Below are 26,791 nucleotides of genomic sequence, written 5' to 3' on the forward strand. Positions count from 1 at the left end.
TATGTTTTTCATATGGCTCAATTGCTTTCGTTACTATCACTTTACAACTCAAGTGATTAAAAAGCAAGAGATTTATCTCAAATTCGAGATATTTTTTATAAAGTCTTATGTACTTCCTATAAAAACAGCTGTGCAGAAATAATATAGTTGTTTAAAAATCCTTATTCCACGAACGGAGCAGGTTCGTGGAATCTATGGTAATTAGGTTTGGCTGGGAATTTTGTCGATGATATTAAAAAAGACACCGAAGTGTCTTTTTTTTCAAATTAAGCATACCGATAAATTAAAATTTAATTACTTAACATTATGCTTATCTTGGGAGCGAGGTATTTTATCGGTGAGTGTATACAAACCATGTAATGCTTGCTGTTAATAATGCTGACGAAATCAAAGCTGTAAGAACACTATATGTTTGCCACATAAGTATTGTTGACCAATCGAAAGCACAGCACAGTATACCTAGGGCAATCGTAGCAGTCAGGAAAATAACTGTTACGGTTATTCTCTTTTTTGTCATTGGCTGCCGCTCATTCGTTCTCCTTCTGCGTAATCCTAAGAGAAATAGCAAAACGGCCAATAGGCAAAGAATAATTGTGATAGACGACAAAATGATATCCAAAAGCTGTGTGCCGCTTATTTCATATGACTGAGTGAGATTGCCTTCTAATATATCTTTAACTTTTAGTACCATGTTTGTATTGGTATTTGCGCCGTTGCTCAGCAAGGAGACGGCTGTTCGTTCATTTGGCAGTATGACTACTTCGGTTCTGAAATTTGGATTGCCCCCAGTGTGTTCTATAATCGTTTGTTCGGCGTTTACGGACCAGCCTGCCGCATAATACATACCGTTGACAGCCGAAACAGACATATCACCCCTATGTGATTTTTCGATAACCATGTGAAATATTTCGGGTATGTCCTGCACGATCCCCATCTGTATGCCCATCCAACGCGCCATATCTTTTGTATTAGAAATGATGTAGCCTGCGGGTTTATTCCCAGCATAATCCGGAGCTTTAAATGGAGTTGTCATAAAAAAGGAAGAACGGTAGCCCTGTGCCAACTGTCCAGTGGCTTGAGCAGCTTCTTTATAAACATACGTCTGGTGAAGACCTAACGGCTGAAATACCTGTTCCTTCATAAAGTCTTCATAGCTTTGTCGCGACACAATCTCAATAACCAAACCCAATACGTCATAATTAACGGTTCCATAGTTATACTGTTCACCGGGAGGGAACGCCAATTCAGCATCCACGAGCATTTCTACAGTCCTTTGCAACATATCTGGTGTATTGCCTTGTGGAATATTTTGAAGATGCCTAATATTTGTTAGACCACTGGTATGGTGAAGAAAGTTATTTAGTGTAAGACTTTGCATATCAACAAGTTTCCCTTGATACTTTAATGTAAACCAAGGTAAATATTTTTGGACAGGGTCAGTCATTGAAAGCAGCCCTTGCTCTTCCAATAGCATAATACCCATACCGGTAAAAGCTTTACTGACCGAGGCTAACTCATAGAGTGTATTTTCACTTGCAGACAACCCCTTTTCACGGTCTGCATACCCTGAAGAAAAGTAGAACACTTCATCATCAGCAAGTATTGAGATTGACATTCCCGGCACACCTGATATACGACAGGCATCATCTAGCAACGCTTGTATTGCCGCAGATTGAGAATCTGACAACGCATAACTTTGTGTTGCAAATCCTGAGAATAATATAAATATCGTTAATACAAAAACAATAATCTTTTTCATAAACTCTCCTTTTTGGAAAATTATAAGAGAATAATATAAATAACCTCCTTTTACAACTACGAAACTAAATTTTAATTCATCTTTCTATTCACCTGTATAATATCAAATAATTACGAATAGTTACACTTGAACGAACAGATGGATGTAATTTGAAACAACTTTAAAGAGCCTTGCTACGTAGAATGTAGTAAGGCTCTTAGCTTTTTAATAATCAAAATTCAATAACTTTATTATCATTATACAACAGCCTCACTAAGCATATTAACACTTAATGAGGCCACTTTATTCACACTATTAATTATGAAACGACGGCTTATAGAACGAACGATTATCAAGTGCAAAGACACGTTCTGTGTATTCGCCTGGTTTCGTGCGTCCTAATGCACGGTCCATCATGTTCATTTTTGCATCTAAGTTATCGATGTAATGCAGAATTTCTGCTTCTTTTACTAATGGTGGTTTTGGGCTACCCCATTCTGCTTTTCCGTGGTGAGAAAGCACGATGTGTTGAAGAATTAATACTTCTTCTGCATCGATTTGCAGCTCATCTGCTGCTTTCCCAATTTCGTTCACCATAATCGAAATGTGACCTAGTAAATTTCCTTCTAACGTATACGTTGTAGAAATTGGGCCAGATAATTCGATTACTTTACCAAGGTCATGTAAAATAACGCCTGCATACAGTAAGTCTTTATCTAATGATGGGTATAGATTTGAGATAGCTTTCGCTAAATCAAGCATCGATACGACGTGATACGCTAATCCAGATACGAACTCATGATGGTTCTTAGTCGCTGCTGGATAGTCTAAAAATTCGTTTTGATGCTTATTTAATAAATGTCTTGTTAGACGTTGAATGTTCGGGTTTCTCATTTCAAATATGTATTGCGTAATTTTCTCGACCATATCTTCTTTTTTCACTGGTGCTTTTTCTACGAAGTCCGAGATATCTGTTACTTCATTTTCATTCGCAACTCGAATTTGTTTCACACGTAATTGAATACGGCCTTTGTAGTTTAAAATATCTCCAGCTACTTTCACGATTGTTTCCGCTACATATTGTTTCTCAACTTCTGGTGATACGTCCCATAGCTTCGCTTCAATATCTCCACTTGGATCTTGTAAGATTACTGTTAAAAATGGCTTTCCATTGCTTGCGATACCTTTTGTCGCTGTTTTAATTAACAAGAAAATATCGACTTGTTCACCAACTTCATATTCTGCAATTTTCTTTTTCATTCGAATTCCTCCACCAAATCAGTTACTTTTAGTATAGCACACTACAACTCATTTTCTTTACGCATATGTGTTAATTTTATAATCTGTTTTTCTGTAAAATACGCGAGTAAATGCGCATGACATGTAAAGAATATGACTTGTCTATCCTTTGCAATTTCCTTTATAAGTTCAATCGTTCGATTCGTCCTTACCGCATCAAAATGCACGAAACTATCATCAATAATAAATGGATAATCATGTTCGAATGTTTTCGCGAGTGCAAATCTCAGCGATAAATATAACTGCTCCGCTGTCGCTTGGCTTAGTTCATGACTGTAAAAACGCATACCATCGTTACGTTCAACGATAAACGGTTCTGCCTCTGACGGTGAAAAGATTTTACTATATCGTCCGCCTGTTAAATAGACGAAATACTCTTCTGATTTTTGTAAAATACGAGGAAGATGTACTTCGTGATAATATTGCTTCGTTTTCGTTAACACCGTTTTTGCGGCCGCATAAGCAGCCCACTTCTTCACTTGTTCACGCACTTGCGCTTTTTTCATTTCCCATTCATGCATTAAATCGCCGTATGTACTACCTTCTTCTAAATTCGCAATTTCCATACGATGTTTCGCAATACGCTCTGTCAGTTCTTTCTCTTCCGTAAGACAGTTTTGCACGACTGTCATTTCTCTCTTTAATTTCTCTTCATAACCGTCAGCTTCATAATGTTCAGCTAATGATAAGTTCGTTAAACGCTGTTCCAACAGATCAATTTGCGGTAATAAACGCCCCACTTGTTTCTCAGCATCTTCACGTTTTTCCGCTAGTTTACCTACTTCTAAAAACATCTCTTCATCTGTAGCCTCTGCAATATGCCATAAACCATCTCGTTCTACTAACAGATGTTTCAATCGTTCTTGCATAAACTCATATTCTTCTTGCCATTCCGCCAGTTTTTCTTTTAACTGCTTACAAGTTTGGCGCTTCTCTTTCTCATTTTGCATACGGCTTTGTGCCTCGTGTAGCTTACTATACTCCGCACTACCGATAACAGTTTCTAGTTTATGTTCAAATTGCGAAATCATTTCAAATAATGAAGATTTGCGCTCACTTTTCTTCTCTAAATCACGATATAATTGCTGCATTTTTTCCATACGCTCAAACGCCGGCAATATGTGTGCATACGTATAAAATTCAGGAAACATATAGCGCGTTTTATATGCATCGACTTGTTCTCCCGCCTGGAACGTTTCTCTCTCCCATTCCTCATACGATGAAACGACTTTATCATACGCTCGTTCCATTTGCTGTAACTTATATGACTCACGCTCAAATAGTTTACGTATCTCTTCATCTTTTTCTAACTCATAGCGCACAGACATCGCTTCTTCACTTTGTCTCCCGCCAGCACTTTGCTGAAGTGTAAGGAGCTCTTCTTGTAATCCACTTGATGGATCTTTATATAAAACAAGGGCGAGAACAATCCCTACAAAAACAATGACACTAATAAATAAGAGCGCTCGGTTATCTATAAATAAGCTTGTGAATAAAACGCCTGTGTTAATAAGAAGTAATAGAAGACAAACTCTTTGCCACTGCTTTTTCTTTTGCTTAGCTGTTCCTGCTTTTTCCTCATACTTGCGCTTCATTCTCTCTGCGCCTATACCGATAAACGCCGCATCTTGGAACGATTTCTCTTTCTCAACTAACACATTTCTCTCTTCATCCACTAACATTTGTTTCTTAATCTGCCTTATATTTTCTTCTTGTTCTTCTAATTGCTCTTGCGCTACTTTAAAACGATCATCGAGCTGTGCTTTTTGCGTTTCTAATTCGCGCGCCTTTTGCACTGTTTGCGTAATTAACTCTTTCGTTGCCAAACTCATATCAAATGAAAGAACTGTTTCCTTTTCAAAAGTAGCACCAATTTGTTGTTCCAGTTCTGCGATTTCTTCTTTTATATTCGTAATACTTCCTGTCAGATCACGCATTTCTTGGCGTGCATTTTCGTAAGACATATGCTGCATTCGAAGTTCTTCTACATAACTTTCTTTTTGCAAAAACTCTTCATCTATTTGAATCGATTCCATTTCAGATTGCACATTCTCAATTTTTTTATGAAGTGAGTCCACTTGTAATTGAAGCGGCTCCATCTTCGCCTTAATTGCTTCATAACGCGCCATTCCGTTTACAGGAAACTGCCCGCTCTCGTTCTCTAACACTTTCTCATGCGCACGCTTTTCAATAACGAGTGGCTCAAGCGCTGCTAATATTTCATAATCTTGCTTTCGTTTTTCTGCACTCTCTTTTTCCCCGCGAACAGAAGCAAGCTTCTCTTCACTTTCTTTTAACTGCTCCACTTGCTTTTCATACGTGCCAATTTTCCCTTGCCACTCTTTCATCTTCTCTTCAAGTTTCTTCATCTCTTGCAATGACACGTTAATTTCTGGTTTACGACCACTCGGCTTAAAGCGCTGGTCCATTTCTTTTTCTAGCTTTTTATCTAACTGCAATAGCGCATCACTCCCGACTGCACTTGCCGAAAATAAATAATTGCCAATATCCGCTTCACCAAGCTGATGAATGTTTTGAAGGCCATGCATATCAAATGAAAAGACAGATTCAAATAAACTTTCATTCATCCCGCTTAATATATCGTGTAAAATTTCCTCGCCGCCCGTTTTCCCGTCTTCAAAATAAACGGTCACCTCGCCAGCTGCCATCTTTGGCAATCGTTCAATTTTCAAACGGCCGTACTTCTCTGTTTGCACAGTCATCGCACCGCCATACTTGCCGCCTTCTTTCGGCTCATAACGGCGCTGTCCTCTCGTCGGAAAACCGAATAAAATACTTTTCATAAATGAGCGAATTGTTGATTTCCCCGCTTCATTTTCACCATATAACACTGTCAGCATTGACAGATCCATTTCCACATTTTCTAATTTTCCGTACCCATAAATATGGAGTTTTTCAATTCTCATTTCTTATCCCTCTCTTGCTGGAATAATTGTTCTAAAATAATATTTTCTGCTTCCTTTTGAATCTCTTTCTTCTCTTCCTCTGTAAAAGATTCAATACTATTACGTGCTACAGGAGATGTCCAAATCGTGCGCAACACACCGTCCATATTGGTGAAAGCTTCTAACTCCTTCAGCACACTACCGACGAAATGATTTTCTTCTTTCAAACGCTCGATTTCTGCAAAAGAGACTGTCTCATTTTTCCACTTCATCGTATATACGAAATCTTTTCGCTCTTCACCAGATGCTAAAATATGAAAAATCTCTTCTACGCGCTTTTCATCACGTAAATAAGGAGAAAGTGGCCCTTGTCCTGTAAATACGACAGTAAGTAGCGTCCCTTCCTCTTCTCTTCGGCATTCATTCATCGCACTCGATACGCTCGTCATCAGTTCATCAACAGTTTCAAGTCCATCAATATTCACTTCTATCTCATCCCACACAACATCCGCCGTATGGAAAAATGAACATTGCGATCCTTGTTTTGTAAGTTCAATAAGGTACGCACCCTTTTCCCCTGTCTCCTTACGATGACGACCTTGTATATTCCCCGGATAAATAATATACGGCTCTTCTGATAAAATTTCACGTTTATGTATATGGCCAAGAGCCCAATAATCAAACTGCTTTTCTTTCAGCTCACGAATTTGAAACGGCGCATAGCGATTATGCTCTGCATCCCCTTCCACACTTCCGTGAAGCATACCAATATGAAAAGGCGCATCACTCATTTTCGTATACTGCGCTGTCATATTATCCGTTACCGCTTGCTGCAAATAACTAAAACCGTAAATAGAAGCTAACAACTCACCATTTTTATAAAATGATTTCTCTTCTACATAAGGCTCCGTAAACACGTGAACATTTTCCGGAAACTCAATTGCTGCCCAGCTTCCCCCTAAATGATCGTGGTTACCGTGAATAATAAAAACAGGGATATCGTACTGCGAAAGTCTCTTCATTTGCTCGCGCACAAACACTTGCGCTCTCAAACTTCTCGTCTCCGCATCATACAAATCCCCGGCTAGTAATACGAAATCAACGCGCTCTTGAATCGCTTTATCAACAATACGCTCGAACGATTCAAACGTACTTTGCTTCATTCTTTCCCAAACAGACTGCGGTACACTCATCTCCATCCCTTTAAATGGACTATCCAAATGCAAATCAGCCGCATGTATAAACTTTACTTGTTTCACAAATAACGATCCTTTCTATGTTTCAAAAGTTTCACCTTATTGTAACACGCAATGTCATATATTTCTTTGCATATTCTAGTGATTTATGCCAAAATAGTTATAAGATTCTGATTTTATTATTGGAGGGAATTTTCATGGGAGTATACGTTCTAACAGTCTTTGAAAAAGATGGTTCTAAAGCATTAGACGAATCATTCGAGGCGGCAACTGAAAAAGAAGCGAAAGCAAAAGGTGAATCTATTTTAAAAGAAAAAGGATTGTATGAGAAAACACATCGCTGCACATCTTCTGCAGGTAAGCTCGTTTTATTCCAGCGCTAAAAAAAGAAGCGTCATCCGCTTCTTTTTCACTCTACTATATCTTCGTCACACCACGTAAACACCACATCTAGAATGCGATTACCGATACGTACGCGTTTATTCCATTTACCTGTTTGGATCTGATGTTGCAATTCTGCTTTCATCTTTTCCGTCCAGTCGTGAATCGTTTCACTACCGTCGTACGGATATACGCTCGGAAACTCTTTCTGCAATAGATGCAAGCTCTCTGCATCAAAATGAAAATGGAAGAAGTAGTTTGCTGTAAGCGATGGTTCTTGTAATCGTAAAAAATGATCATCAATTTGCTTTCTATTTCTATAGAAAGTAAAGATATTCACTTTACCACTCGTAATTTGGTCAATTTGAATTTCGTGCTTCTCTATAATCACGTCTTGTCCACCTCGTTGTATACTATCTTTAGTATATATGTCTTTTGCAACAAAGTTAACCATTTTCGTGCGAAATTCATTTCCTTCATTATAATTCCTGTACCTCCATATGCAATCAGGATAAATAAAAACAAAGTTGAAGGGGAGCGATCACATGTATTTCGGAAGCAAAGGTTGGTATGTAAAAGAACTTAAAAAATTAGGTATCCGTACTTATGAAGGTAAAAAACTAGAATCTTATCGTACGCATGTGTTATCTAGTTTACTTGAGAGAATGAAGAAGGCTTCGGCTTAATTGATGTAGGAAGCAACTACGGTTGCTTCCTTTTTATATAGTGGAAAAAAAGAAATAATTCTATCTTAACGTTCTATCTTTACCGTTATACTCTCTTGATAAAAACCACCCATTATTAACTGAATCTCTATTACCAAATCTCTTTCTAGATAATCATTCGTACATACTTTAAATTTCCCATACTTATTAACCCGTCCGCTTCCAACATACATATCACCACTTGTTATGACAATTGTTGAATGAGGTTCTGCACGACCCAACACAAAATTATGACCATATTCCACAGAAGCTATCGTTATTTTTTGATGCATATTATTAATTGAACCTATACATTTCTTTTTACGCAAATTAGCATTACTTTCTTCAGCCCTCGAAAACGCTAGATTCCTGTTAATCTTTTCTGAAGACGAAGCAACATTCCCCAGCCAAATAAACCTATCAAATGTAGTAATAAGTAGAAACATCTACGCTAACTCCCCCATTCTTCCTTTCCCACATTAAAAACGTCTGTGTAATGCAATTAGAGCGTTCTTAAATCTCTCATACTTTCTAAAGCATAACATGAGAAAATAATAAAAAAATCGTACAAAAGGGCAAGCCTATAATGTACGATTGGGCATATATAACGTTTTAAAAATGAATTAACTTCCTTTCAATAGATACAGCTACTGCTTCTGACCTTGAATTAACACCTAATTTATTATATATATTTGTTAAATACGCTTTTACTGTTCGTTCAGCTATTCCCATATCGAATGCAATTTCTTTATTCTTATTTCCACGCGCAATAGCTTTCAACACAAACAATTCTTTTTCTGTTAAGTTATTTTCTTCAACCTTATCAGCATATACTTCTTTCCTTTTATAATTCACTATCTTTTCCATAATATTAGGTTGTAGTAAAATCTCACCTCGAATAGCCGCTTCCAATGTTCGAAACAAATTCTCACGATCCGTATCTTTTAGCAAATATCCTTTTGCTCCTAGCTCAATTCCCTTTAACATTAATTCATCTTCGTTATAAGTTGTTAATATAATAATCGGCGTATGATTTTGTTTTTTATTTAAAGCCTCAATTGTTTCTAAACCACTCATTTTAGGCATATTTAAATCCATTAAAATAACATCAGGTTTCTTTTTTTCTATGAAAGAAAGGGCTTCTTCTCCGTTTGCAGCCTCACCTATAATTTGAAATGAATCACTCGTTTCTATTATTAATTTCAGACCTTCCCTTACAACGAAATGATCATCCACAATTAATACGTTATACTTCATCGCTATCTCCTTCATTATTAATAGGTACTTGAATACACACTTTCGTACCCTTCATCTTTTCACTCAATATATGTATTTCTCCATTAATCAATCGAACTCGCTCATTTAAGCCAATTAAGCCGTAATGTCCAGGATTCTTACCGATATATCCAGTGTCAAAACCAATTCCATTATCTTCAACTTCAATAGTAAGTTTTTCAAGGTTATCACTATATTCAACTTTCAAATTTACATCTTTTGCCTGTGAATGTTTTGCGATATTCGTTAAACATTCACTAATTACATATAAACAATGTTCCTTTACTAATCTTGAAATATGCGGGGGACTTTGAATAGTAAATCTCACATGTATAGACGTAGCCTCAGAAAAACGTTGAACTTCTTCCTCTACAGCTTTATTAAATGAATTAGTAGTATGACGCAAATCATCAATAACCAGCCTTGCGTCATGTAAAGTTTGTCTCGCTCTTATCATAGTTTGTTTCATAATCTCTTGCGATCGCCCTGTATTCCCTTTTTGCATATGGGCTTCTATTGCTTCCAATTGCATAATTAAGCTCGCTACACCTTGCGCTAACGTATCATGTAAATCCCTTGCCATTCGTTGCCTTTCATTAGCTAATGTCAATTCTTCTACTCTCATATATGCAGACTCTAACTCTTGAATGTAGCTCTGTATACGATTACGTGCATCATATTGCTGCTTATTAATATAAGAAAAAGGAATAATAATTGCTAGTACTAAAAGGAACATAGAGATAAGAATAGCTACTTTATTCACACCATAATTCATACTAATCGCAGTACAAAATATGGCATACATGAGAGTGAAAACCGCCATTACTTTAAATATATTGTTATAAACATATAAACTTTGGGCAATTAAAATAGGGGTTAATCCAACAAAAATAGCTATTGAACCATTTGGTACAATAAATGCAGCAAGAAACACAATGAAGAGTTGTACAAAAAAGAAATACAACAATTGTCTATTCTTTAATGAACTTGCATACCAATGAAAGATAGTATGAATAACAATAATTATTGTGAAGAAGAAACTATCCATTGAGAGAATATTATTACGAAATTCTAAAAGCATTGAAGCTATATATACGAGTGTAATCCATAAAACAATAAACCTTCTTGGAATAAATACCGCTTCCAATACATTTGTATCCACGTCTATATTTGAATTCACTTTTTTCATATTCGACCTCCACCATTATATTATACAAGATGCAGCTTACATTTTGATAAAGTGAAACTTTAATTAGTGGGGCTTTCTCCCATCCCCATTACAGAATACAAATATGAAATATTGCATATCGAAATGCATTGATATAATTGTAAGCGCTCACTATAATAAGCGTATAAAGATTTATTGTATCTTACCATTAAAAAAGGAGGCACTCATATGGAAATCGCAATGGCAGTTTTAAAATTTGTAGGTGGAGTAATTCCATTAGTTCAAGAACTTTTAAAAGCATTCATGTAAGGTTATCATTCAGCAATTATCTATAATAATTATCATACAAATGATCTGTATATCAAAAGCAAATTGATATACAGATCATTTGTGTGAGAAAACTTTATACGAGAACTATGTAACCTAGTAGAACAATAATAATGCATCTATCTCAAGTTAGAAAAAGACGCTCACAAGAGCGTCTTTTTCTTATATTACTACGTATTCAGAAGAAACCGATTTTATCAAATAGATAAACGAAGAATTTCTGTTCCCTTTTATTTTTTGATAACCAAATAATCACTCCAACCAAAAATGCTATAATTAATCCTATCAAACCAAGGGGGAACATTTATCGTGCACGGAAAACACATTCAATTTCACAAGTTTGGCAACCCAAAAGATGTATTACAAGTTGAATATAAAAATATAGAACCACTAAAAGAGAATGAAGTTTTGGTCCGTATGTTAGTTAGACCGATTAATCCATCTGACTTAATTCCAATAACCGGAGCGTACGCTCATAGAATTCCTTTACCTAACATACCTGGTTATGAAGGTGTTGGTATTGTAGAAGATGTAGGTGCGGGCGTTACGAGAGACCTTATCGGTAAACGTGTTTTACCGTTACGCGGAGAAGGTACTTGGCAGGAGTATGTGAAGACGTCAGCTGATTTTGTAGTCCCTATCCCTGATTCCATCGATGATTTTACAGCGGCGCAAATGTATATTAACCCTCTTACGGCGTGGGTTACTTGTACAGAAACGTTAAACTTACAGAGTAATGACGTTTTATTAGTGAATGCTTGTGGATCCGCTATTGGACATCTATTTGCGCAGTTATCACAAATTTTAAACTTCCGATTAATTGCTGTTACAAGAAATAATAAGCATACAGAAGAATTACTGCGCCTTGGTGCTGCATATGTAATTGATACTTCCACTGCCCCGCTTTATGAAACTGTTATGGAATTAACAAACGGGCTCGGTGCGGATGCTGCAATTGATTCTATCGGGGGAACGGCTGGAAATGAATTAGCTTTCTCCTTACGTCCAAACGGGCACTTTTTAACGATCGGTCTTCTATCAGGAATACAAGTAAACTGGGCAGAAATTGTCACGAAAGCCAAAGTACACGCGAACATATTTCATTTACGACATTGGAATAAAGAAGTGTCACCATATAAATGGCAAGAAACGTTTCGTCACTTAATTCGCTTAGTAGAAAATAAGCAATTGTGTTTTATGACGGTACATTCTACGTATGACTTAGCAGATGTGAAAGCAGCAGTTGATGTTGTGCAGTCCGCTGAGAAAACGAAAGGGTAACTAACTGTTACGATTTATTTAACCAATTATAACGAAAGTTAATTAAATATATCAGTAAGCCCTGCTAGTCAAGTGATTGGCTAGTAGTGAGGGTTAACTGCGGGCAATCCCTAAAGCTGATTGAACTACAACGTGGCTAGAAATAGCGAGCGTGAATGTCGCGAAAGCAGAAAAAATCAATCAGATCGTGCAAGGTTAAATCCTAAACACTAGAACAATGGGTCTTCCGCCTCGAATCATCTAAGTCAAAATGGATAAGATGAACGTTCAACGACTATCTCGTATAACTGACGAGAGTACATCACAAGCCTATGGTGGTGGAAAAATCCTCTATCTCTAAGTAGATAAACATATAGTCTGCGCTCATGTGAAAACATGAGAAGTTCATAAGAGAACTGGCTAAGGAGTTGCGCCCTTAGTTGAACGAGATAAATTTTATTGAATCTATCAAACTTTATTGATTTTATCGAACGTACGTGCTATGTTTGGTTCGATGAGGTGAGAATAATAATGAAATTTTCACGAGTTAGTCAAGTATCGGAATTAACAGGTTTGCATCCGAGTGGTCTCAGGAGAATGCTGGTGGAACACGCTACGATTCAGAAGAACAAATCTTTCATTAAAGGAGTTACATTCTGATGATATTGGCGAAGAAAGTTAGACTGATTCCAACGCCTGAACAAGAAAAAGTGCTTAGAAACCATGCTGGTGCTGCAAGATTTGCTTATAACTATTGTAAAAGAATGAGTGATAGATATTATAAGCTATTTGGAAAATCTGTTTCACAGTTAGCTTTACAGAAACGATTTACAAAGATCAAGAAGCGAAAGAAATATGAGTGGTTAAAAGACATTAATGCACAAGTTCCTAAACAGGCTTCAAGAGATTTTGATGCGGCGAGAAAAAATTCGTTCAAAAAGTACAAAAATGGTTCTCACACTTCTTATAAATCCAAAAAAGATGTAATCCAAGGATTTTATGCTAATTATGAAAGACTGATTATAGGAAAGAAAGTAGTTCACATTCAGTCTATTGGAGAAGTGAAAACAAGCCAACAACTACCAAGAAATAAAAAACCATCCAATCCAAGAGTTACCTTTGATGGTCGTCACTGGTGGATTAGTGTAGGGTTCCAAGAAGACTTTGAATTACAAGAACTAACGAATGAGTCGATTGGTGTGGATGTTGGTTTAAAAGAGCTTTTTGTAGCTTCTAATGGTATGAAAGAACGAAATATAAACAAAGATGCCAAGGTTAAAAAACTTTTGAAAAGGAAAAAGTCAGCACAAAGAGATATGTCTAGGAGATTTAAAAAAGGTGCAAAAATTCAATCTGCCGGATATGAAAAAGCGAAAGCTGAGCACCTGCGGTTATCTAGGAAAATTACGAATATCCGAACTAACCATATCCATCAAGCAACAGCTAAATTGGTGAAAACCAAACCAATCAGGATTGTTGTGGAAGACTTATCTATTTCAAACCTGTTAAAAAACAAAAAACTATCGAAAGCATTTTCATTTCAAAAATTAAACTTCTTCTTTCAATGTTTGTCATACAAGTGCGAGAAGTACGGCATTGCGTATGTAAAAGCTGATAAATGGTTCGCTTCAAGCAAGATTTGTTCATATTGCGGCGTAAAATACGACCATTCAGTTCAACCAGAAGGACAGTGGAGTTTAAAAATACGTGAGTGGTGTTGTGCTTCATGTAATAGCCATCACGATAGGGATGTAAATGCTACGATAAATTTATCAAGATGGGTAAAATAAATGCTTGATAATAGGAGGTAACGATACTGCCTCGTGTGGAGTGTTATACCCCTCGTCCCTTTGGGGCTGCGAGAACACTTTGAAGCACTAACTTGTGTAAATTTGATTGAATTGTATAGATTTAGTTAAGTTTATCGTATCGGAAAGTGTTTTTGACGAGTTATTAAATGCAAAAGAAGAAGTCTTTTGCATTTACCTTTTAAATAGACTAGATAGTACGTTTAGCAGTCTATAATTGTAATTTTTTGGTACAATTATATTGAAAGGTGAAAGGAGCTTCTAACATGTGGCTAATTTCGGCAATTTGGCCTATTATACTAGTCGGGGGGATTGTAGTATTTGTAATAAAAAGATTGGAACATAAATATAAGCACGGCAATTTGGGTAAGAAAAAATCAAATGAGGCTCAAATTTTATTAGACAGTTTAATACCAATGGCAATGCTTTTAGGGTGTTTGATCGGTATTATTGTCGGCATATTTTCTCCTGATTCTTTACTACTTTCAATTAGTTTAGGATCCGGAATAGGCTATTTATTTGGATTTTTCGCCTATGAATTTTATAGCAAGACAGCAAAAAATTTTTGTTAAGCCACAAGGAATAAGCGGGACAGTACATAGTGATCATATAAAATATGTAACTGTCCTTTATTTTTGCATCAATGTTATCAATTTTTCTTCCACATCCTATACACCTTTTTTATTGATGTTTCTCTCCTCTTTCTTTCGCATATCCGCTTTTTTGTTCTTCTCGGCTCTATAACCAAAGTAAAGTAGCGCACATGTAGTAATAGAACCTACAATGTATCCTAAAAAGCCTCCTAACCAAAACATAAAAATTGCCCCCAATCCATTATAAATTTTATGTAGTAGACATCTGTAAACCGCTCTCGGTACCTCGGTTTTTTATTACAGATTGGAAAATCCCCTTAACCATTCCATCCATGAACATTCTGTCTTCTCTATTTTGATTATTATCTATAAAGTTATTTATACCACTAATTCTTCCATTATCTCAAATAACAACTTTATTATAAAGTTTGCACTCACATTACATATATGTAGCATCACTGTTTCTTTTTTCATCTCGCCCTTACAACTGGAGTTTACTTCTATAACTTAAAAACAAAAAACCCCCTCAAAGCATAAACTTCAAGGGGTGAGCCTGTTTTTTATTTACTTATATACGTACAGCTGTACCACTTACAGCAACCATTAACATTCCATCACGAACAACTTCGTAATCTACGTCAACACCAACGATAGCGTTCGCACCTTTTTGTTTTGCAAGTTCTTTCATTTCATCCATTGCGATATCACGAGCTTCTTTTAGCTTGCTTTCATACGAACCAGCACGACCACCGACAACATCACGAACAGAAGCGAATAAATCGCGGACAATATTTGCACCCATAATAGCTTCACCATTTACAATATCGATATACTCAATAATTTCTTTACCTTGAATTCCAGACGTTGTTGTTACAATCATGACTGACACTCTCCTATAAATTATAATTTTTGATTAGCTTTCTTATATCTTTATTATGACATGGAAAAAGTAACTAATCTATTGAATTACCTTACAGGAGTGTGACAATTTTGTAATAATAAAACGCGCTTTATGTTTCATTTTAATAAAGCGCTTTAATATTGGGATACATAAACGATTCTCTATTTTCTTTCCAATCCTTTTCTACTTCTTTAAAAGTTGGTCGCCCTAATTCTTTATTATTTTCATGTTTACTAAACCATTTTTTCACATACTGATCTCCATTTTTATTTTGAACTGTACAAAGGAAACTATTACTACTATCCTTTAATATTTTTACAATCACGAATAGACACCTCTTCCCTGCTCAATATCATAATAGGACTTGATCTTTTACTATAAGCCCTTCCTCTCTTATAGTCATACGACTCCTCGGTCGCGCCAAAGTTGTAAGATCAAAAATAATATTTACTTTGTTTACATTTTATTTAAAGAAATCAGAGTTATAAGCATTATGCTTATCAAATATTTTATAGATTTCTAACTTATCATCTAATTTTGCATCTACTAAAATTAATATATTGCCATTGTAAATGTATTCTTCATACTTTTTAGCATGTTCTTCTGGAATTCCTAATCCTATAAATGCTCCTATTAAACTTCCAGCTCCTCCGCCAATACCGGCTCCTCCAATAGCTGCTGCGATTGGTCCTGCTGCTACGATTGGACCCATTCCAGAAACGGCAAGTATACCAAGACCTGTTAATAAACCACCGAGTCCGCCTGCTACTCCTCCAGCTACGAGCCCTGTCGCTGAAAAGATATCTGCTTTATGTGCAGTTTCGCTATTCACTTTTTCACCCGATTTTTCTTCCAGATGTTCAATTTCCTTTTGATCCTTTGCAATAGCTGAAATGTTATTTGCTGAGTATCCTTTATCATTTAATTCATTAATAACGAGTGCCGCATCATCAATTGTTCTAAAAACACCTACTATTTTTCTATCTACATTCATAACTATTAACCTCCTAAAGTTTTATATAATGTATCTTTATTTTTCTTCATTTCTGTATACACTAATCTTCTTATTAACATAACCATTTACGAAAAAAGCGAATAGTAAAAGCACTACAAGTGAACTACTTAACAAGTAAATTAAATCAAATGTAATATTAATCATCATTTCATTCATGTATACCAGGCTCCTTTTTATTTAAAGTAAAAGTATATTTTGATAGACTAATCTACTAAACATAGACATCTTACAATTCATCTTCAGTTAATCTCTTTGTAGTATATGTATACCCTTCCTAACCTTTTCTAAACGTAAAAAAACTATAATTATATTTTTCTTATTTATATGTTTAACATTTTTTAAAACGGGTATGTTTATATTGTTATGCTTACTATATGGAAAGGAATATTACGATGAATGTCATTCAATCTACTACTATTTCTTATAATGAAACACCTACAATAACGCAGATTCATCATTTTTATGCTTTAATGACAACATTTCAAACGAATGTATTTATAGGTAAACATGGAGCACTTACTTCTATTAAAAACTTAAGCACATTAGTATCCTTTTTCCTTACTGTCAAAAAGAAAGAACTTGTATTATTTATCTTTGAAGGAATAGATGCAAAAAAAGCTTTAAGAACACTTTTTCCTGCTTAAAAGTTTTATGATCCCCCTATTCCCTCGATTGTTACTTTTCATATATAGTTTTATATTTCAACATGATTTCCTCTATGAAAAACGAACCCCCTAATACAATAGGGGGATTTCTAGTTTGGCCTTACGAAAACTGATATAATATATATTACGTTTTCATTCTTTACGATTGAAAACTTTTAATAATCTTGAAGGTAGGAATTTTTGATGAAATCGAAAGCAAAATTTAGTATTCGTTACAAAATTATGGCTGGTTATTTAGTTATCATTTTGTTCTTACTTATTTCTTTCATTATGCTAAACAATGAGATTTCCAGTTTACAAAAATCTCGTAATTTTATTATTGAGCACGATTTTAAAGTTCTTAATTTAACGAATCAAGTGGAGAAAGATTTACTCACAATTGAAAATAAAACGAAAGGATTTATCACTTCTAATGATGCAAATTACGTTCAATCCCTTAACGCTGCGGAAAAGGATTACGAAAAACATTATCAAGATCTTTTCTCATTATTAGAGGATAACCCATCTCAGCAAGAAAAATTAAAACAGATTAACGAAAACATTACTAGTTGGATTAATAAAGAGATTCACCCACTCATTACAAATAATAATAGTAATAATGTACAAACAATCGACACGACTCAAATTCAGTCCTTACAGTCACAGGTAACTAACTTCCGTAGCACTGAGGAGCAATTAACGAAAAAAAGAGCAGCACAATTAGATACTGAAAATAATAAATTAGAGATTTGGTTATACAGTTTATTGTTCTTACTTTCTTGTATTTCTATTATCATTTCACTCTATATTTCGAATTCCATTACAAAAACGATTAAAAATGTAATTCAAGCTATTAAATCCATTTCTTCTAAAGAAAAAATTACGGAAAGAATTCATGTAAACACACGTGATGAAATAAAAGATCTAGCTCACACAACGAACCACTTACTAGACGAAATATCGAAAAGAGAGTGGTTGCAAACCGAGCTTGCAGAATTAATTTTAATGTATCAAGGTGTATCTTCTATTGAGATGTTAGGTAACAAAATTCTTAGTGGGGTTATACAAAAAACGCAAACTTCTTGCGGTGCATTTTATGTTCGTGAAGAAATTGAAGACACTGTCTACTATGTGAAGAAAGCTTCTTTCGCTGGTCAAGGTCCTGATGTTGGAAAACAGTCTATTAAAATGGGTGAAGGTTTCATTGGACAGTCTGCTTTAGAAAAGAAAAGTTTTATTCTCAGGGATATACCTGAAGAATTCCGTTACGTTACTACTGGATTATTAGAAATACGCCCTAAAAACCTACTAGTCATCCCTATCTTATTTGAGGATGAAGTAATTGCAGTAATGGAGTTAGTAAGTGTAACTGAGATTTCAGACTTGCATCAAGATTTAATTCAACAAACTGTTGATAATTTAGGTTTGACAATCCATAGTATTATGGGACGTATGCGAATTCAAACTCTTTTACATGAATCACAAGCAATGACAGAAGAGCTGCAAGTTCAATCAGAAGAATTACAAACGCAAGCTGAAGAACTACAAATGCAAGCCGAAGAATTACGAACAACGAATGAACAACTAGAGTCTAGAACGGAAGAGGCGGAGCAAAAGACAGCTGACTTACAAATTACTAAATCAGAATTAGAAGAAAAAGCAAGTGAGTTATTACGTAGCTCAAAATACAAATCTGAATTTCTAGCAAATATGTCACATGAATTACGCACACCGTTAAATAGTATTTTACTATTATCTGAAATGTTAAAAGAAAATCATGATAATCATTTATCCGACGATGAAATTGAATTAGCAACCGTCATTCATTCATCAGGGAAAGATTTACTTACTTTAATTAATGACATACTAGATTTATCGAAAGTAGAAGCTGGGAAACTAGATGTAATTTTTGAAGCAACAAATATAAATGACATGGCAGCAAGTATGCATCAAAACTTTTTACATATAGCTGCACAAAAAAATGTCGAATTTACGATTGAAGATAGTGATACAATTCCTGATTTATTTTATACAGATGCAAAACGGATTGAACAAATTATTAAAAACTTATTATCCAATGCATTTAAATTCACGGAAACAGGATCCGTTTCTTTACATTTCGATTCAATAGAAACAACTAATTTAAGTCCTGATATGCAATCTATCAGTAATGATTGGATGAAAATTTCGGTAAAAGATACTGGTATTGGTATCGCTAAAGAACAGCATCAACTTATTTTTGAAGCCTTTCAACAGGCAGATGGCGCAACGATTCGGAAATATGGTGGTACAGGCTTAGGATTATCTATTTGTAAAGAATTTGCTAGATTGTTAGGTGGTTGGATTACGTTAGAGAGTCATGTAGGAGAAGGCAGTACTTTCACTGTATATATTCCTAACCTTCCAAATGGATTACATGATATACAGTTATCCAATTTAGAAGTTGCAGCAACGATAGAAGATGTTATTCCTGCTGAAGTTGCGGAAGAGACTATCGTGACTCCAGAAACAAATAACGTCTTCCAAGAGAAAACTATTTTAATTGTCGATGATGATCACCGAAATATATTTGCATTACAAAATGCATTAAAAAAACAACATGCCAACATTATTACTGCACAAAATGGTATAGAGTGTTTAGACATACTAAAAAACAATACAAATATTGACCTTATTTTAATGGATATTATGATGCCGAATATGGACGGTTATGAAACGATGGAACATATCCGAATGAACTTAGGGTTACATGAAATACCTATTATCGCATTAACTGCGAAAGCAATGCCAAATGATAAAGAGAAATGTTTATCTGCTGGTGCTTCAGATTATATAAGTAAACCATTAAATTTACATCAACTTTATTCGGTAATGAGTGTATGGTTAATAAAATAAGTGAGGTTTAGTTTAAGTGGAAAATAAGTATTATAATTTTGATCCATCTGTAGATATGGATAAGCGTACGAACTTAGAAATTGAATTACTATTAGAAGCGGTATTTAAACTATCTGGCTTCGATTTCCGCCAATATGCTCGTACATCTATTTATAGAAGAATTTGTAATCGAATGCAGATCTCTAATATCCCAACCATTTCAAAGTTAATTGAAAAAGTAATTCATGAGGAAGGGTTTTTAGAACAGTTATTAAATGATTTCTCCATTAATGTAACTGAAATGTTCCGTAACCCTAACTTTTTTAAAGCGCTAAGAGAGCATGTCATTCCTGAATTAAAAAAGTATCCTGAAATTAGAATTTGGCACGCTGGATGCGCAACTGGTGAAGAAGTATTATCCATGTCCATCTTACTTCACGAAGAAGGATTAAGTGAAAAAGCTGTTATTTACGCAACAGATATGAATACAAATGTGTTAGAAAAAGCAAAACAAGCTATCCTTCCGTTAAATAAAATGCAAACTTATACGAAAAATTATTTACAAGCTGGCGGTACACAAGCATTTTCTAACTATTATTCAACAGATAATCGCTTTGCTTATTTTAATCCGTCACTTTTACAAAACATTATTTTTGCGCAGCATAATTTAGTAACTGATCAATCTTTTAACGAATTTCATATTATACTTTGCCGTAACGTTTTAATTTACTTTACGAGTAAACTTCAAAACCAAGTACAACAACTATTTTATGAAAGCTTAGGTCACAATGGATTCCTATGTTTAGGAAATAAAGAAACTCTACGTTTTTCCGATATAATGCCGCATTATATCCAATTTAATCCGAACGAACAAATCTATCAAAAAATACAATAAAAGCGTATGAAATCCTCTGTTTGGATTTCATACGCTTTTTATTTCGCATTTGTTTGTATCATAATTAGACACATATCATCTGATTGCGCTTTCTTTTGTTCTTCCTTGTAAAACCCTTCTATCTCTTCTTCTAAATCTCCCCATTTTCTTTCTGTAAAAGTACGTAATTTCTCTTCAGCCTCAAATTCATCATTTGCAATTGCTTCAAGAACACCATCTGTAAACAATAATATTTGAGCGTTCTTCTCAAAAGGTATAACTGTCTTTTTAACTTTTATTTCATCAAAAAATCCTACCGCACAACTCCCGCGATCTAGTTCAACTACATTTGTTTCATCAACTAAAACATATCCAGAAGGATGCCCTGCATTTACATATTCAACTGTTCTATCTTCTGTATTAACAACTAAGTATATAGCCGTAAAATAATAGGGAATATTATCATTTTCATTATGTAAAAGAGTCATATATTTATTTAATTCTTTAATAACGAGTTCTGGATCAATTAAACATTTAATTGTTTCACGTAATACAGACGAAATAAACATACAAACTAATGAAGCAGATACACCATGTCCCATCACATCTAATAATATAATACCGTAGCGATTTTCATCGATTTTATACCAATAATACATATCTCCAGCTAGTTTAAATGAAGGTAAGTAACTTGCTTCAATTTTTATATGATCTTCTCTTAATGGGCTACTTAATAAGTTTCTTTGTACTTGCGTAGCTAAATCTAATTCATTCCGAAGATTTTCTTCTTGTTCTTTATGCCAATTTAATTCCGATTTCAAGCGTAACGCTACACGCATACGTGCTAATAGTTCAACTTTATTTATAGGTTTGGTAATATAATCCATTGCCCCCATATCAAGAGCTTCGGCCAATTTATTTGCATCCTCTAAAGCTGTAACAAAAATAATAGGAATATCTTTAAACTTCTCCTCTTTTTGTAATCGCCTACAAACTTCAAGTCCATCAATTTCAGGCATCATAATATCTAATAGTATTAAATCAATTTCATTATGCCTGGAAGAATCTTTTCCAAACTGTATGTATTCGAAGAGCTCTTGTGCAGAATTGAGCGATACAAGATCATGATATCCGGCTTGTTTTAAAATCTTCTCAATTACAAATATGTTAACCGGATTATCATCAACAATTAAAATGGACACAAGTTATTTCCCCTTTTCTTATTTAAAATGTAAATCTATTATCATTTTCTATTTTTCTAGTATTACATACTCAGTTACAAAATGAAAATTTCCTACTCATATATATTTTTTATACAACAAAAGAACAAACCCCTAGAAATAGGAATTTGTTCTTTCACTCTATAAATTTCTACTTTTAATTTAACACCATTGCTTTATCATTTAAAAGACGATCTAATTCTTCCATATGATTTGTTTCATCTGCAATCATATCTTCTAGCTTTACAACTAATTCTGTCATATTTAATTTCGCTGCCTGTTCTTTTCTCGTTTCATAACGCTTAATTGTTTCATATTCTGATTGTCTAGCGGATTCTAACATTTCTCTAACATCTTCTACTTGTTTCACTGGTAAAGGGATCGTAGTAGGTGTACCACCTAACGTCTTAATTTTCTCTGCTAAATATAGGGCATGTCCTTGTTCATCACTAATTTCAGATTCAAAGAAAGGTTTTAACACTTGTCTATATATACCAGAAACTGTAGCTGCATTATGGTTATACATAATAATTGCTGAGTATTCTCCTGCTAAATCTTCATTCAATCCTTCGATTAGTTCTTTCACATCGTGTGACATTTTTATATCTCCTCCTATACTTAATAACTACCCCTTTTCTCATGTTTTAAACATAATGATTTTAAATTTTTATGTATCTAAAAATGCTGCTTGCTTCAATTTACTTATCGCTTGTCTTTTAATACGAGAAACGTGCATTTGTGAAATACCTAACCGTTCCCCTGTATCTTTTTGATTTAAATTTTCTCCAAATATATAATGAATAACACTCTTTTCTGTCTCATTTAATACGTTAAAAATATCCTTTAAAACGAGACGCCTTTCTGTCTCTTCATATCCTTGCTCTACTTCACCTACAGATTCAATCCTCGCTACCGAACTGCCATCAGATGAATTTTCAACTACATCATCTAAGGAAGATACGCGATAATTATTTTTCGCATCCATAATTTCTAGCACTTCCTCTTCGGATAGTCCTAAATGATCTGCAATCTCTATAATCTTGGGTGAACGCTGCAAACGATCTGTTAGCTCCTCTATCGCAAGTTTAATCTTCCCGCCTAAATCTTTAATTCGCCTTGGAACGTGAATACCCCAAGTTTTATCACGTAAATATTTCTTTATTTCGCCTACTATTGTAGGTATTGCAAACGGCTCAAAAGCATTCCCTATCGAATAATCATACCTTCTTATTGCACCTAAGAGCCCTAACATTCCTACTTGTATAATATCTTCATGCATCGGCCCACCTTTTGAATAGCGATATGCAATGGAATATACGAGATTTTTATAGTGATTAACCAATCTTTCCTGTGCTTCATCACATTGGTTTTGTTGGAAGTCTGCAATTAGTTTAATAATGTCTTCTTTAGTAAGATTTGTAGGTTGAGATTGGATTTCCATCATTCTCCACCTGCTCTCTTTGTATATATTTTGTCATTAAAACTGTCATGCCCTCATCATGCATAATTTGTATATCATCCATTAACGTATTGATTAAATATAAACCTAAACCATTTTCTGGCAAATACTCTACTGGTTTATTAATATCATACGGACCAACTTTACTTTTTAAGCTATTAAAATCAAAGCTAACTCCATTATCCGCGGCCATAATTTCTAATCGATCTTCATATAGGCCAAAGACAATTGTAATTTCTCCAACGTCTTCTTTATATGCATGTTGTACAATGTTTGTACATGCTTCACTAATAGCAATTTTCATATCTTCTATATCGTCATAAGCAAAACCCATTCGATTCGCAACACCAGCCATTGTTAAACGAATAATAGCCACATATTCTGCTTTTGCAGGAATTTTCATTTCTATCTTTTCAAATCTCTCCATCATCCCTAGTCACCTTCTTTCTACTTTTTCAAAATCCGAATTCAAATTTAATATTTCTGTTAGCCCTGTAATATCAAATAATCTTTTTAGCCTTTTAGACACACCAGTAAACTCTAACTTCCCATCATTTCTCTTAACTGCTTTTAATAAAGCTATAAAAACTCCTAAGCCTGTACTATCCATATAATCTACGTTATCAAAATCTACTACAATATGAACCTCTTTTTCACTTGCAATAGGCATGATCTTATTTTTCAAATCTGATGCTGTATATGCATCAATTTCACCATTAAGTTGTACCGTATAACCTACATCATTTTGCAAAATACTTATTTCCAAATTCATCATTTCCGCCCCCTTATCTCAAACTACTACTATTTAATTACCCTTAAAAATTAGTTTTAAACATATTTTTTCATTTTAATTATAAATAAATTTTCTACACCTTTCTCAGCTTAATACTAAAAAAATACTACCAAATGTTTAAACTTTATAAATTTGTGTATGTATAATGTATAAACATTATTTTTAGGGGGATCTATCTATGGAAGAGCACAACTTTAAAAAGGGAGATTTCGTTCAATTTTCTTATCGACACGATCATGCTACAAAATTAGTTGGTTCCATTATTAACATACTAACGAATACAATTGTAGTTGATATAGGTAATAACGAGGACTTATCTCATATAGAGCCACGGCAGGTCGTAAGAATAAATAGTTGTAAAAAAGTAACGATGGCTTAATACATAATAGAAAGTGTAATTTTAATGAGTGGGGGTTCTTCATCCTCCACTCATTTCTATGTAGATTACATTAAAAAAGCATCCAAATTAGTTTAATTGGATGCTTTTTTATGTATATTTATCAGTTTATTCACTTTATAGTTATATATAATAAACCCAAGATTACTATTCATTACCATACTTACGCTTTCCGTAGCATTCTAGAAAAGAATGTAACGATTAAAATAAAGACGATTGCACCTAATAACGCCGGAAGAATAAAGATGCCTCCCCATTCAGGACCCCAATGACCAAATAACGCACTACCTACCCAAGATCCGATTAATCCGGCAATCACGTTACCAACTATACCTAACGGAAAGTCTTTTCCTGTAATCATTCCAGCTAACGCACCAATAAGTCCACCTACAATACACGTAATAATAAGTCCCACAATTAAACCTCCTATATTCGTTTTATATTGGATTCATCAAGCTTTAGTATGTAACCAAAGCTTGATGAACATATATTATTCTTTATTATCCAATTCATCGCTTATCTTTTGTTTCACTTTTCCGACTTTTTCTTTTATCGTTCCCTTCGTTTTTTCCCACTTCCCTTCATTTTTCAACTCTCTATCTTCTGTAACTTCACCAATTCCTTCTTTTACTTGTCCTTTTTTCTTTTCAACTTTACCTGTAATTTGTTCTTTTAGTCCGTTCTCACTCATATTTACAATCTCCTTTTCGTAATAGATTTATAGATTTACAGGATACAAATTTAAATAGAATACATGCATCTTCTTTCTTGTAACCATTCACCGACTCTTTCTAAATCTTTAACGAATAACAAGATTTTTCCTTCATCCAGCTTTTCTTCATAAAAGTTAGCTTCTTCCTCATTAAGTCCTAACTCTTGCATCTTATTTCTTAACTGATCTCCCGTTTTATGAAAGACATTAATAATACTTGTCCCAAGTCCCTCCTCTTTTATTCCAATCGTGTTCACGTCTGCATTATCTGCGATTCTATCTGTCCTCTCTTTCTCATGTGTTAACACGTAAATATCTTTTTGGTCTATTCCTTTCTTCACTAGATCATTCGCCGCATTCATGACCTCTTTCTCCGTAATAAATTCATATACAAAAGGTTTACTATACTTCGTTTCCATCTTTAACTTCCTCCTTTAAAATGAATTATTTGTTATATTATATGTAGTACACCTATTTTCGAAATGTTAAACATAAAATATGAAAAAAGTTATGTGAATTTTAATTTTAATAGAAAATGAACAACATCATTTACCACTTTAAAACATCTTCTTCTTACAATAACCACCTAAAATAAAAGAAAATTGTTATAATTAAACTTAAGGAGGGATACTATGAAAAAAACCATATCTATATGCGCTCTAACCGCTCTATCTTTCACTTTAATAGGTTGTACAAGCACCTCGGCTACAGATAAAGCTTCACAAGTTAAGCAAGAACGCACTCAACATACCTTTCAATTAAACTCCGCAAATATTTCAGATATTGAAATACTAAAAACAACAAATCATACTACTTCCAAATCTCAAACAGATAACGAAGAAATGATAAAATCTATCGTTTCAGCAGTTCAAAATGGAACACCTAAAACAATCACTTTAGATCAAAAAAAGAGAGAATCTGCACATTCTACTATTACCGTTACATATAAAGATGACTCAAAAGAAGAATTTCTTGTGTGGGTTGATAATAAGGAACAAATTACAATCACTAAAGATGAGAAGAAAGATAAGGTAGAAGGTGTGATAATGAATATTAAAGATGCTAAAATGATGAAGGATTTCTTTTAATAATGTAAAAAGGATCTCCTTTAAGGGGATTCTTTCTCTCTTCATACAGCCTATCGAGTTCTGCTCCTTATCATCCAAAGCAGAAATATTAATGATATATTATGAAGACGTTTATTTACGCTTTAGTTATATACCTATTGTTCCTATTGCAGAAAAGTA

General features: G+C 34.3%; 32 protein-coding genes and 1 pseudogene. 12 read left to right on the forward strand and 21 right to left on the reverse strand.

The window, feature by feature from the left end; translation table 11 throughout:
* Positions 1-331 precede the first annotated feature (331 nt).
* The 4 genes from MR143_RS26245 to MR143_RS26260 form a co-directional block, all read right to left on the reverse strand.
* A complete protein-coding gene (locus tag MR143_RS26245) occupies positions 332-1,759 on the reverse strand; it encodes a serine hydrolase domain-containing protein (protein ID WP_000720968.1) in 1,428 nt (475 codons plus the stop codon).
* Positions 1,760-2,053: 294 nt separating this feature from the next.
* Positions 2,054-2,998 (reverse strand): 3'-5' exoribonuclease YhaM, encoded by a 945-nt coding sequence (yhaM, locus tag MR143_RS26250; protein ID WP_000726638.1) that lies wholly within the window; start codon positions 2,996-2,998, stop codon positions 2,054-2,056.
* A gap of 41 nt (positions 2,999-3,039) precedes the next feature.
* Positions 3,040-5,964 carry an ATP-binding protein gene (locus MR143_RS26255; RefSeq protein WP_001217627.1) on the reverse strand — a complete coding sequence of 975 codons (2,925 nt, stop codon included), beginning with the start codon at positions 5,962-5,964 and terminating at the stop codon, positions 3,040-3,042.
* Positions 5,961-7,202, reverse strand: a complete 1,242-nt coding sequence (locus MR143_RS26260) for a metallophosphoesterase family protein (RefSeq protein ID WP_000815731.1) — start codon at positions 7,200-7,202, stop codon at positions 5,961-5,963. Before MR143_RS26260 ends, MR143_RS26255 begins: the two co-directional genes overlap by 4 nt.
* Positions 7,203-7,336: 134 nt before the next feature.
* On the opposite strand from MR143_RS26260, the gene MR143_RS26265 reads away from it, so the two are divergent.
* A complete protein-coding gene (locus MR143_RS26265; protein ID WP_000539547.1) occupies positions 7,337-7,522 on the forward strand; it encodes a YhzD family protein in 186 nt (61 codons plus the stop codon).
* A 26-nt stretch (positions 7,523-7,548) separates the two neighbouring features.
* Here the strand turns inward: MR143_RS26265 and MR143_RS26270 are convergent, their stop codons facing one another.
* On the reverse strand, positions 7,549-7,911 hold the full coding sequence (locus tag MR143_RS26270) for a hypothetical protein (protein WP_000582785.1): 363 nt from the start codon (positions 7,909-7,911) through the stop codon (positions 7,549-7,551).
* A gap of 154 nt (positions 7,912-8,065) precedes the next feature.
* Here MR143_RS26270 and MR143_RS26275 point away from each other — a divergent pair, with 154 nt between their 5' ends.
* Positions 8,066-8,206: a YflJ family protein gene (locus MR143_RS26275; RefSeq protein ID WP_000273536.1), complete on the forward strand. Its 141-nt coding sequence runs from the start codon at positions 8,066-8,068 to the stop codon at positions 8,204-8,206.
* Between the two features lie 65 nt (positions 8,207-8,271).
* Here the strand turns inward: MR143_RS26275 and MR143_RS26280 are convergent, their stop codons facing one another.
* From MR143_RS26280 to MR143_RS26290, 3 genes are all read right to left on the reverse strand, one after another.
* Positions 8,272-8,670: a hypothetical protein gene (locus MR143_RS26280; RefSeq protein ID WP_000479289.1), complete on the reverse strand. Its 399-nt coding sequence runs from the start codon at positions 8,668-8,670 to the stop codon at positions 8,272-8,274.
* A gap of 166 nt (positions 8,671-8,836) precedes the next feature.
* Positions 8,837-9,481: a response regulator gene (locus MR143_RS26285; protein ID WP_000876838.1), complete on the reverse strand. Its 645-nt coding sequence runs from the start codon at positions 9,479-9,481 to the stop codon at positions 8,837-8,839.
* Positions 9,471-10,688, reverse strand: coding sequence for a sensor histidine kinase (locus tag MR143_RS26290; RefSeq protein WP_000757599.1), 1,218 nt, complete (start codon positions 10,686-10,688; stop codon positions 9,471-9,473). The genes MR143_RS26285 and MR143_RS26290 overlap by 11 nt, the downstream gene beginning before the upstream one ends.
* Positions 10,689-10,791: 103 nt before the next feature.
* On the opposite strand from MR143_RS26290, the pseudogene MR143_RS33290 reads away from it, so the two are divergent.
* From MR143_RS33290 to MR143_RS26305, 5 genes and pseudogenes are all read left to right on the forward strand, one after another.
* Positions 10,792-10,976: pseudogene (locus MR143_RS33290) on the forward strand (hypothetical protein).
* A gap of 327 nt (positions 10,977-11,303) precedes the next feature.
* Positions 11,304-12,275 carry a zinc-dependent alcohol dehydrogenase family protein gene (locus MR143_RS26295; protein WP_000546058.1) on the forward strand — a complete coding sequence of 324 codons (972 nt, stop codon included), beginning with the start codon at positions 11,304-11,306 and terminating at the stop codon, positions 12,273-12,275.
* 510 nt (positions 12,276-12,785) lie between these two features.
* Positions 12,786-12,914, forward strand: a complete 129-nt coding sequence (locus MR143_RS33060) for a hypothetical protein (RefSeq protein ID WP_000672782.1) — start codon at positions 12,786-12,788, stop codon at positions 12,912-12,914.
* Positions 12,914-14,044 (forward strand): RNA-guided endonuclease InsQ/TnpB family protein, encoded by a 1,131-nt coding sequence (locus tag MR143_RS26300; RefSeq protein WP_000599319.1) that lies wholly within the window; start codon positions 12,914-12,916, stop codon positions 14,042-14,044. Before MR143_RS33060 ends, MR143_RS26300 begins: the two co-directional genes overlap by 1 nt.
* Before the next feature lie 284 nt (positions 14,045-14,328).
* Positions 14,329-14,634: a hypothetical protein gene (locus tag MR143_RS26305; RefSeq protein WP_000266257.1), complete on the forward strand. Its 306-nt coding sequence runs from the start codon at positions 14,329-14,331 to the stop codon at positions 14,632-14,634.
* A gap of 96 nt (positions 14,635-14,730) precedes the next feature.
* Here MR143_RS26305 and MR143_RS26310 read toward each other — a convergent pair whose 3' ends face one another.
* From MR143_RS26310 to MR143_RS26330, 5 genes are all read right to left on the reverse strand, one after another.
* A complete protein-coding gene (locus MR143_RS26310; RefSeq protein WP_000498642.1) occupies positions 14,731-14,877 on the reverse strand; it encodes a hypothetical protein in 147 nt (48 codons plus the stop codon).
* 346 nt (positions 14,878-15,223) lie between these two features.
* The gene (locus MR143_RS26315) at positions 15,224-15,535 is read right to left on the reverse strand and encodes a YbjQ family protein (RefSeq protein ID WP_000637511.1); all 312 of its coding nucleotides are present in this window, start codon (positions 15,533-15,535) and stop codon (positions 15,224-15,226) included.
* Between the two features lie 142 nt (positions 15,536-15,677).
* The gene (locus MR143_RS26320) at positions 15,678-15,881 is read right to left on the reverse strand and encodes a DUF4028 family protein (protein ID WP_000635853.1); all 204 of its coding nucleotides are present in this window, start codon (positions 15,879-15,881) and stop codon (positions 15,678-15,680) included.
* Between the two features lie 138 nt (positions 15,882-16,019).
* A complete protein-coding gene (locus MR143_RS26325) occupies positions 16,020-16,550 on the reverse strand; it encodes a general stress protein (RefSeq protein WP_001100094.1) in 531 nt (176 codons plus the stop codon).
* Between the two features lie 36 nt (positions 16,551-16,586).
* The gene (locus MR143_RS26330; RefSeq protein WP_001004571.1) at positions 16,587-16,727 is read right to left on the reverse strand and encodes a hypothetical protein; all 141 of its coding nucleotides are present in this window, start codon (positions 16,725-16,727) and stop codon (positions 16,587-16,589) included.
* Positions 16,728-16,963: 236 nt separating this feature from the next.
* Here MR143_RS26330 and MR143_RS26335 point away from each other — a divergent pair, with 236 nt between their 5' ends.
* The 3 genes from MR143_RS26335 (at position 16,964) to MR143_RS26345 (ending at position 20,984) form a co-directional block, all read left to right on the forward strand.
* Positions 16,964-17,215: a hypothetical protein gene (locus MR143_RS26335; RefSeq protein ID WP_001100943.1), complete on the forward strand. Its 252-nt coding sequence runs from the start codon at positions 16,964-16,966 to the stop codon at positions 17,213-17,215.
* Between the two features lie 204 nt (positions 17,216-17,419).
* Entirely contained in the window at positions 17,420-20,110 is a 2,691-nt protein-coding gene (locus MR143_RS26340) for an ATP-binding protein (protein WP_000836702.1), read from the forward strand.
* Positions 20,111-20,126: 16 nt separating this feature from the next.
* A complete protein-coding gene (locus MR143_RS26345; protein WP_000429029.1) occupies positions 20,127-20,984 on the forward strand; it encodes a CheR family methyltransferase in 858 nt (285 codons plus the stop codon).
* Positions 20,985-21,022: 38 nt separating this feature from the next.
* On the opposite strand, the gene MR143_RS26350 is transcribed toward MR143_RS26345, so the two are convergent.
* The 5 genes from MR143_RS26350 to MR143_RS26370 form a co-directional block, all read right to left on the reverse strand.
* Positions 21,023-22,165 (reverse strand): fused response regulator/phosphatase, encoded by a 1,143-nt coding sequence (locus MR143_RS26350; protein ID WP_000025519.1) that lies wholly within the window; start codon positions 22,163-22,165, stop codon positions 21,023-21,025.
* 175 nt (positions 22,166-22,340) lie between these two features.
* The gene (locus MR143_RS26355; protein WP_000017755.1) at positions 22,341-22,781 is read right to left on the reverse strand and encodes a ferritin-like domain-containing protein; all 441 of its coding nucleotides are present in this window, start codon (positions 22,779-22,781) and stop codon (positions 22,341-22,343) included.
* Between the two features lie 69 nt (positions 22,782-22,850).
* Positions 22,851-23,627: an RNA polymerase sigma factor SigB gene (gene sigB / locus MR143_RS26360; protein WP_002163877.1), complete on the reverse strand. Its 777-nt coding sequence runs from the start codon at positions 23,625-23,627 to the stop codon at positions 22,851-22,853.
* A complete protein-coding gene (rsbW, locus tag MR143_RS26365) occupies positions 23,590-24,072 on the reverse strand; it encodes an anti-sigma B factor RsbW (RefSeq protein ID WP_002163876.1) in 483 nt (160 codons plus the stop codon). The genes sigB and rsbW overlap by 38 nt, the downstream gene beginning before the upstream one ends.
* Positions 24,073-24,078: 6 nt before the next feature.
* Entirely contained in the window at positions 24,079-24,417 is a 339-nt protein-coding gene (locus MR143_RS26370) for an STAS domain-containing protein (RefSeq protein WP_002163875.1), read from the reverse strand.
* Positions 24,418-24,613: 196 nt separating this feature from the next.
* Between MR143_RS26370 and MR143_RS26375 the strand changes: the two genes are divergently transcribed.
* Positions 24,614-24,814 carry a hypothetical protein gene (locus tag MR143_RS26375; RefSeq protein WP_000390997.1) on the forward strand — a complete coding sequence of 67 codons (201 nt, stop codon included), beginning with the start codon at positions 24,614-24,616 and terminating at the stop codon, positions 24,812-24,814.
* A gap of 181 nt (positions 24,815-24,995) precedes the next feature.
* On the opposite strand, the gene MR143_RS26380 is transcribed toward MR143_RS26375, so the two are convergent.
* The 3 genes from MR143_RS26380 to MR143_RS26390 all read right to left on the reverse strand — a co-directional run bounded on the left by MR143_RS26380 (position 24,996) and on the right by MR143_RS26390 (position 25,963).
* Positions 24,996-25,247 carry a GlsB/YeaQ/YmgE family stress response membrane protein gene (locus tag MR143_RS26380; protein WP_000522902.1) on the reverse strand — a complete coding sequence of 84 codons (252 nt, stop codon included), beginning with the start codon at positions 25,245-25,247 and terminating at the stop codon, positions 24,996-24,998.
* A gap of 75 nt (positions 25,248-25,322) precedes the next feature.
* Complete coding sequence (locus tag MR143_RS26385; RefSeq protein WP_001293464.1) at positions 25,323-25,523, reverse strand: CsbD family protein; 201 nt, start codon at positions 25,521-25,523, stop codon at positions 25,323-25,325.
* A 50-nt stretch (positions 25,524-25,573) separates the two neighbouring features.
* Positions 25,574-25,963, reverse strand: a complete 390-nt coding sequence (locus MR143_RS26390) for a YflT domain-containing protein (protein WP_000448805.1) — start codon at positions 25,961-25,963, stop codon at positions 25,574-25,576.
* A gap of 213 nt (positions 25,964-26,176) precedes the next feature.
* On the opposite strand from MR143_RS26390, the gene MR143_RS26395 reads away from it, so the two are divergent.
* Positions 26,177-26,632 (forward strand): hypothetical protein, encoded by a 456-nt coding sequence (locus tag MR143_RS26395; protein ID WP_000751338.1) that lies wholly within the window; start codon positions 26,177-26,179, stop codon positions 26,630-26,632.
* Positions 26,633-26,791: the final 159 nt, after the last annotated feature.

Origin of the sequence: Bacillus cereus group sp. BfR-BA-01347 (assembly GCF_022663835.1) — a bacterium.
Classification (GTDB): domain Bacteria; phylum Bacillota; class Bacilli; order Bacillales; family Bacillaceae_G; genus Bacillus_A; species Bacillus_A thuringiensis_K.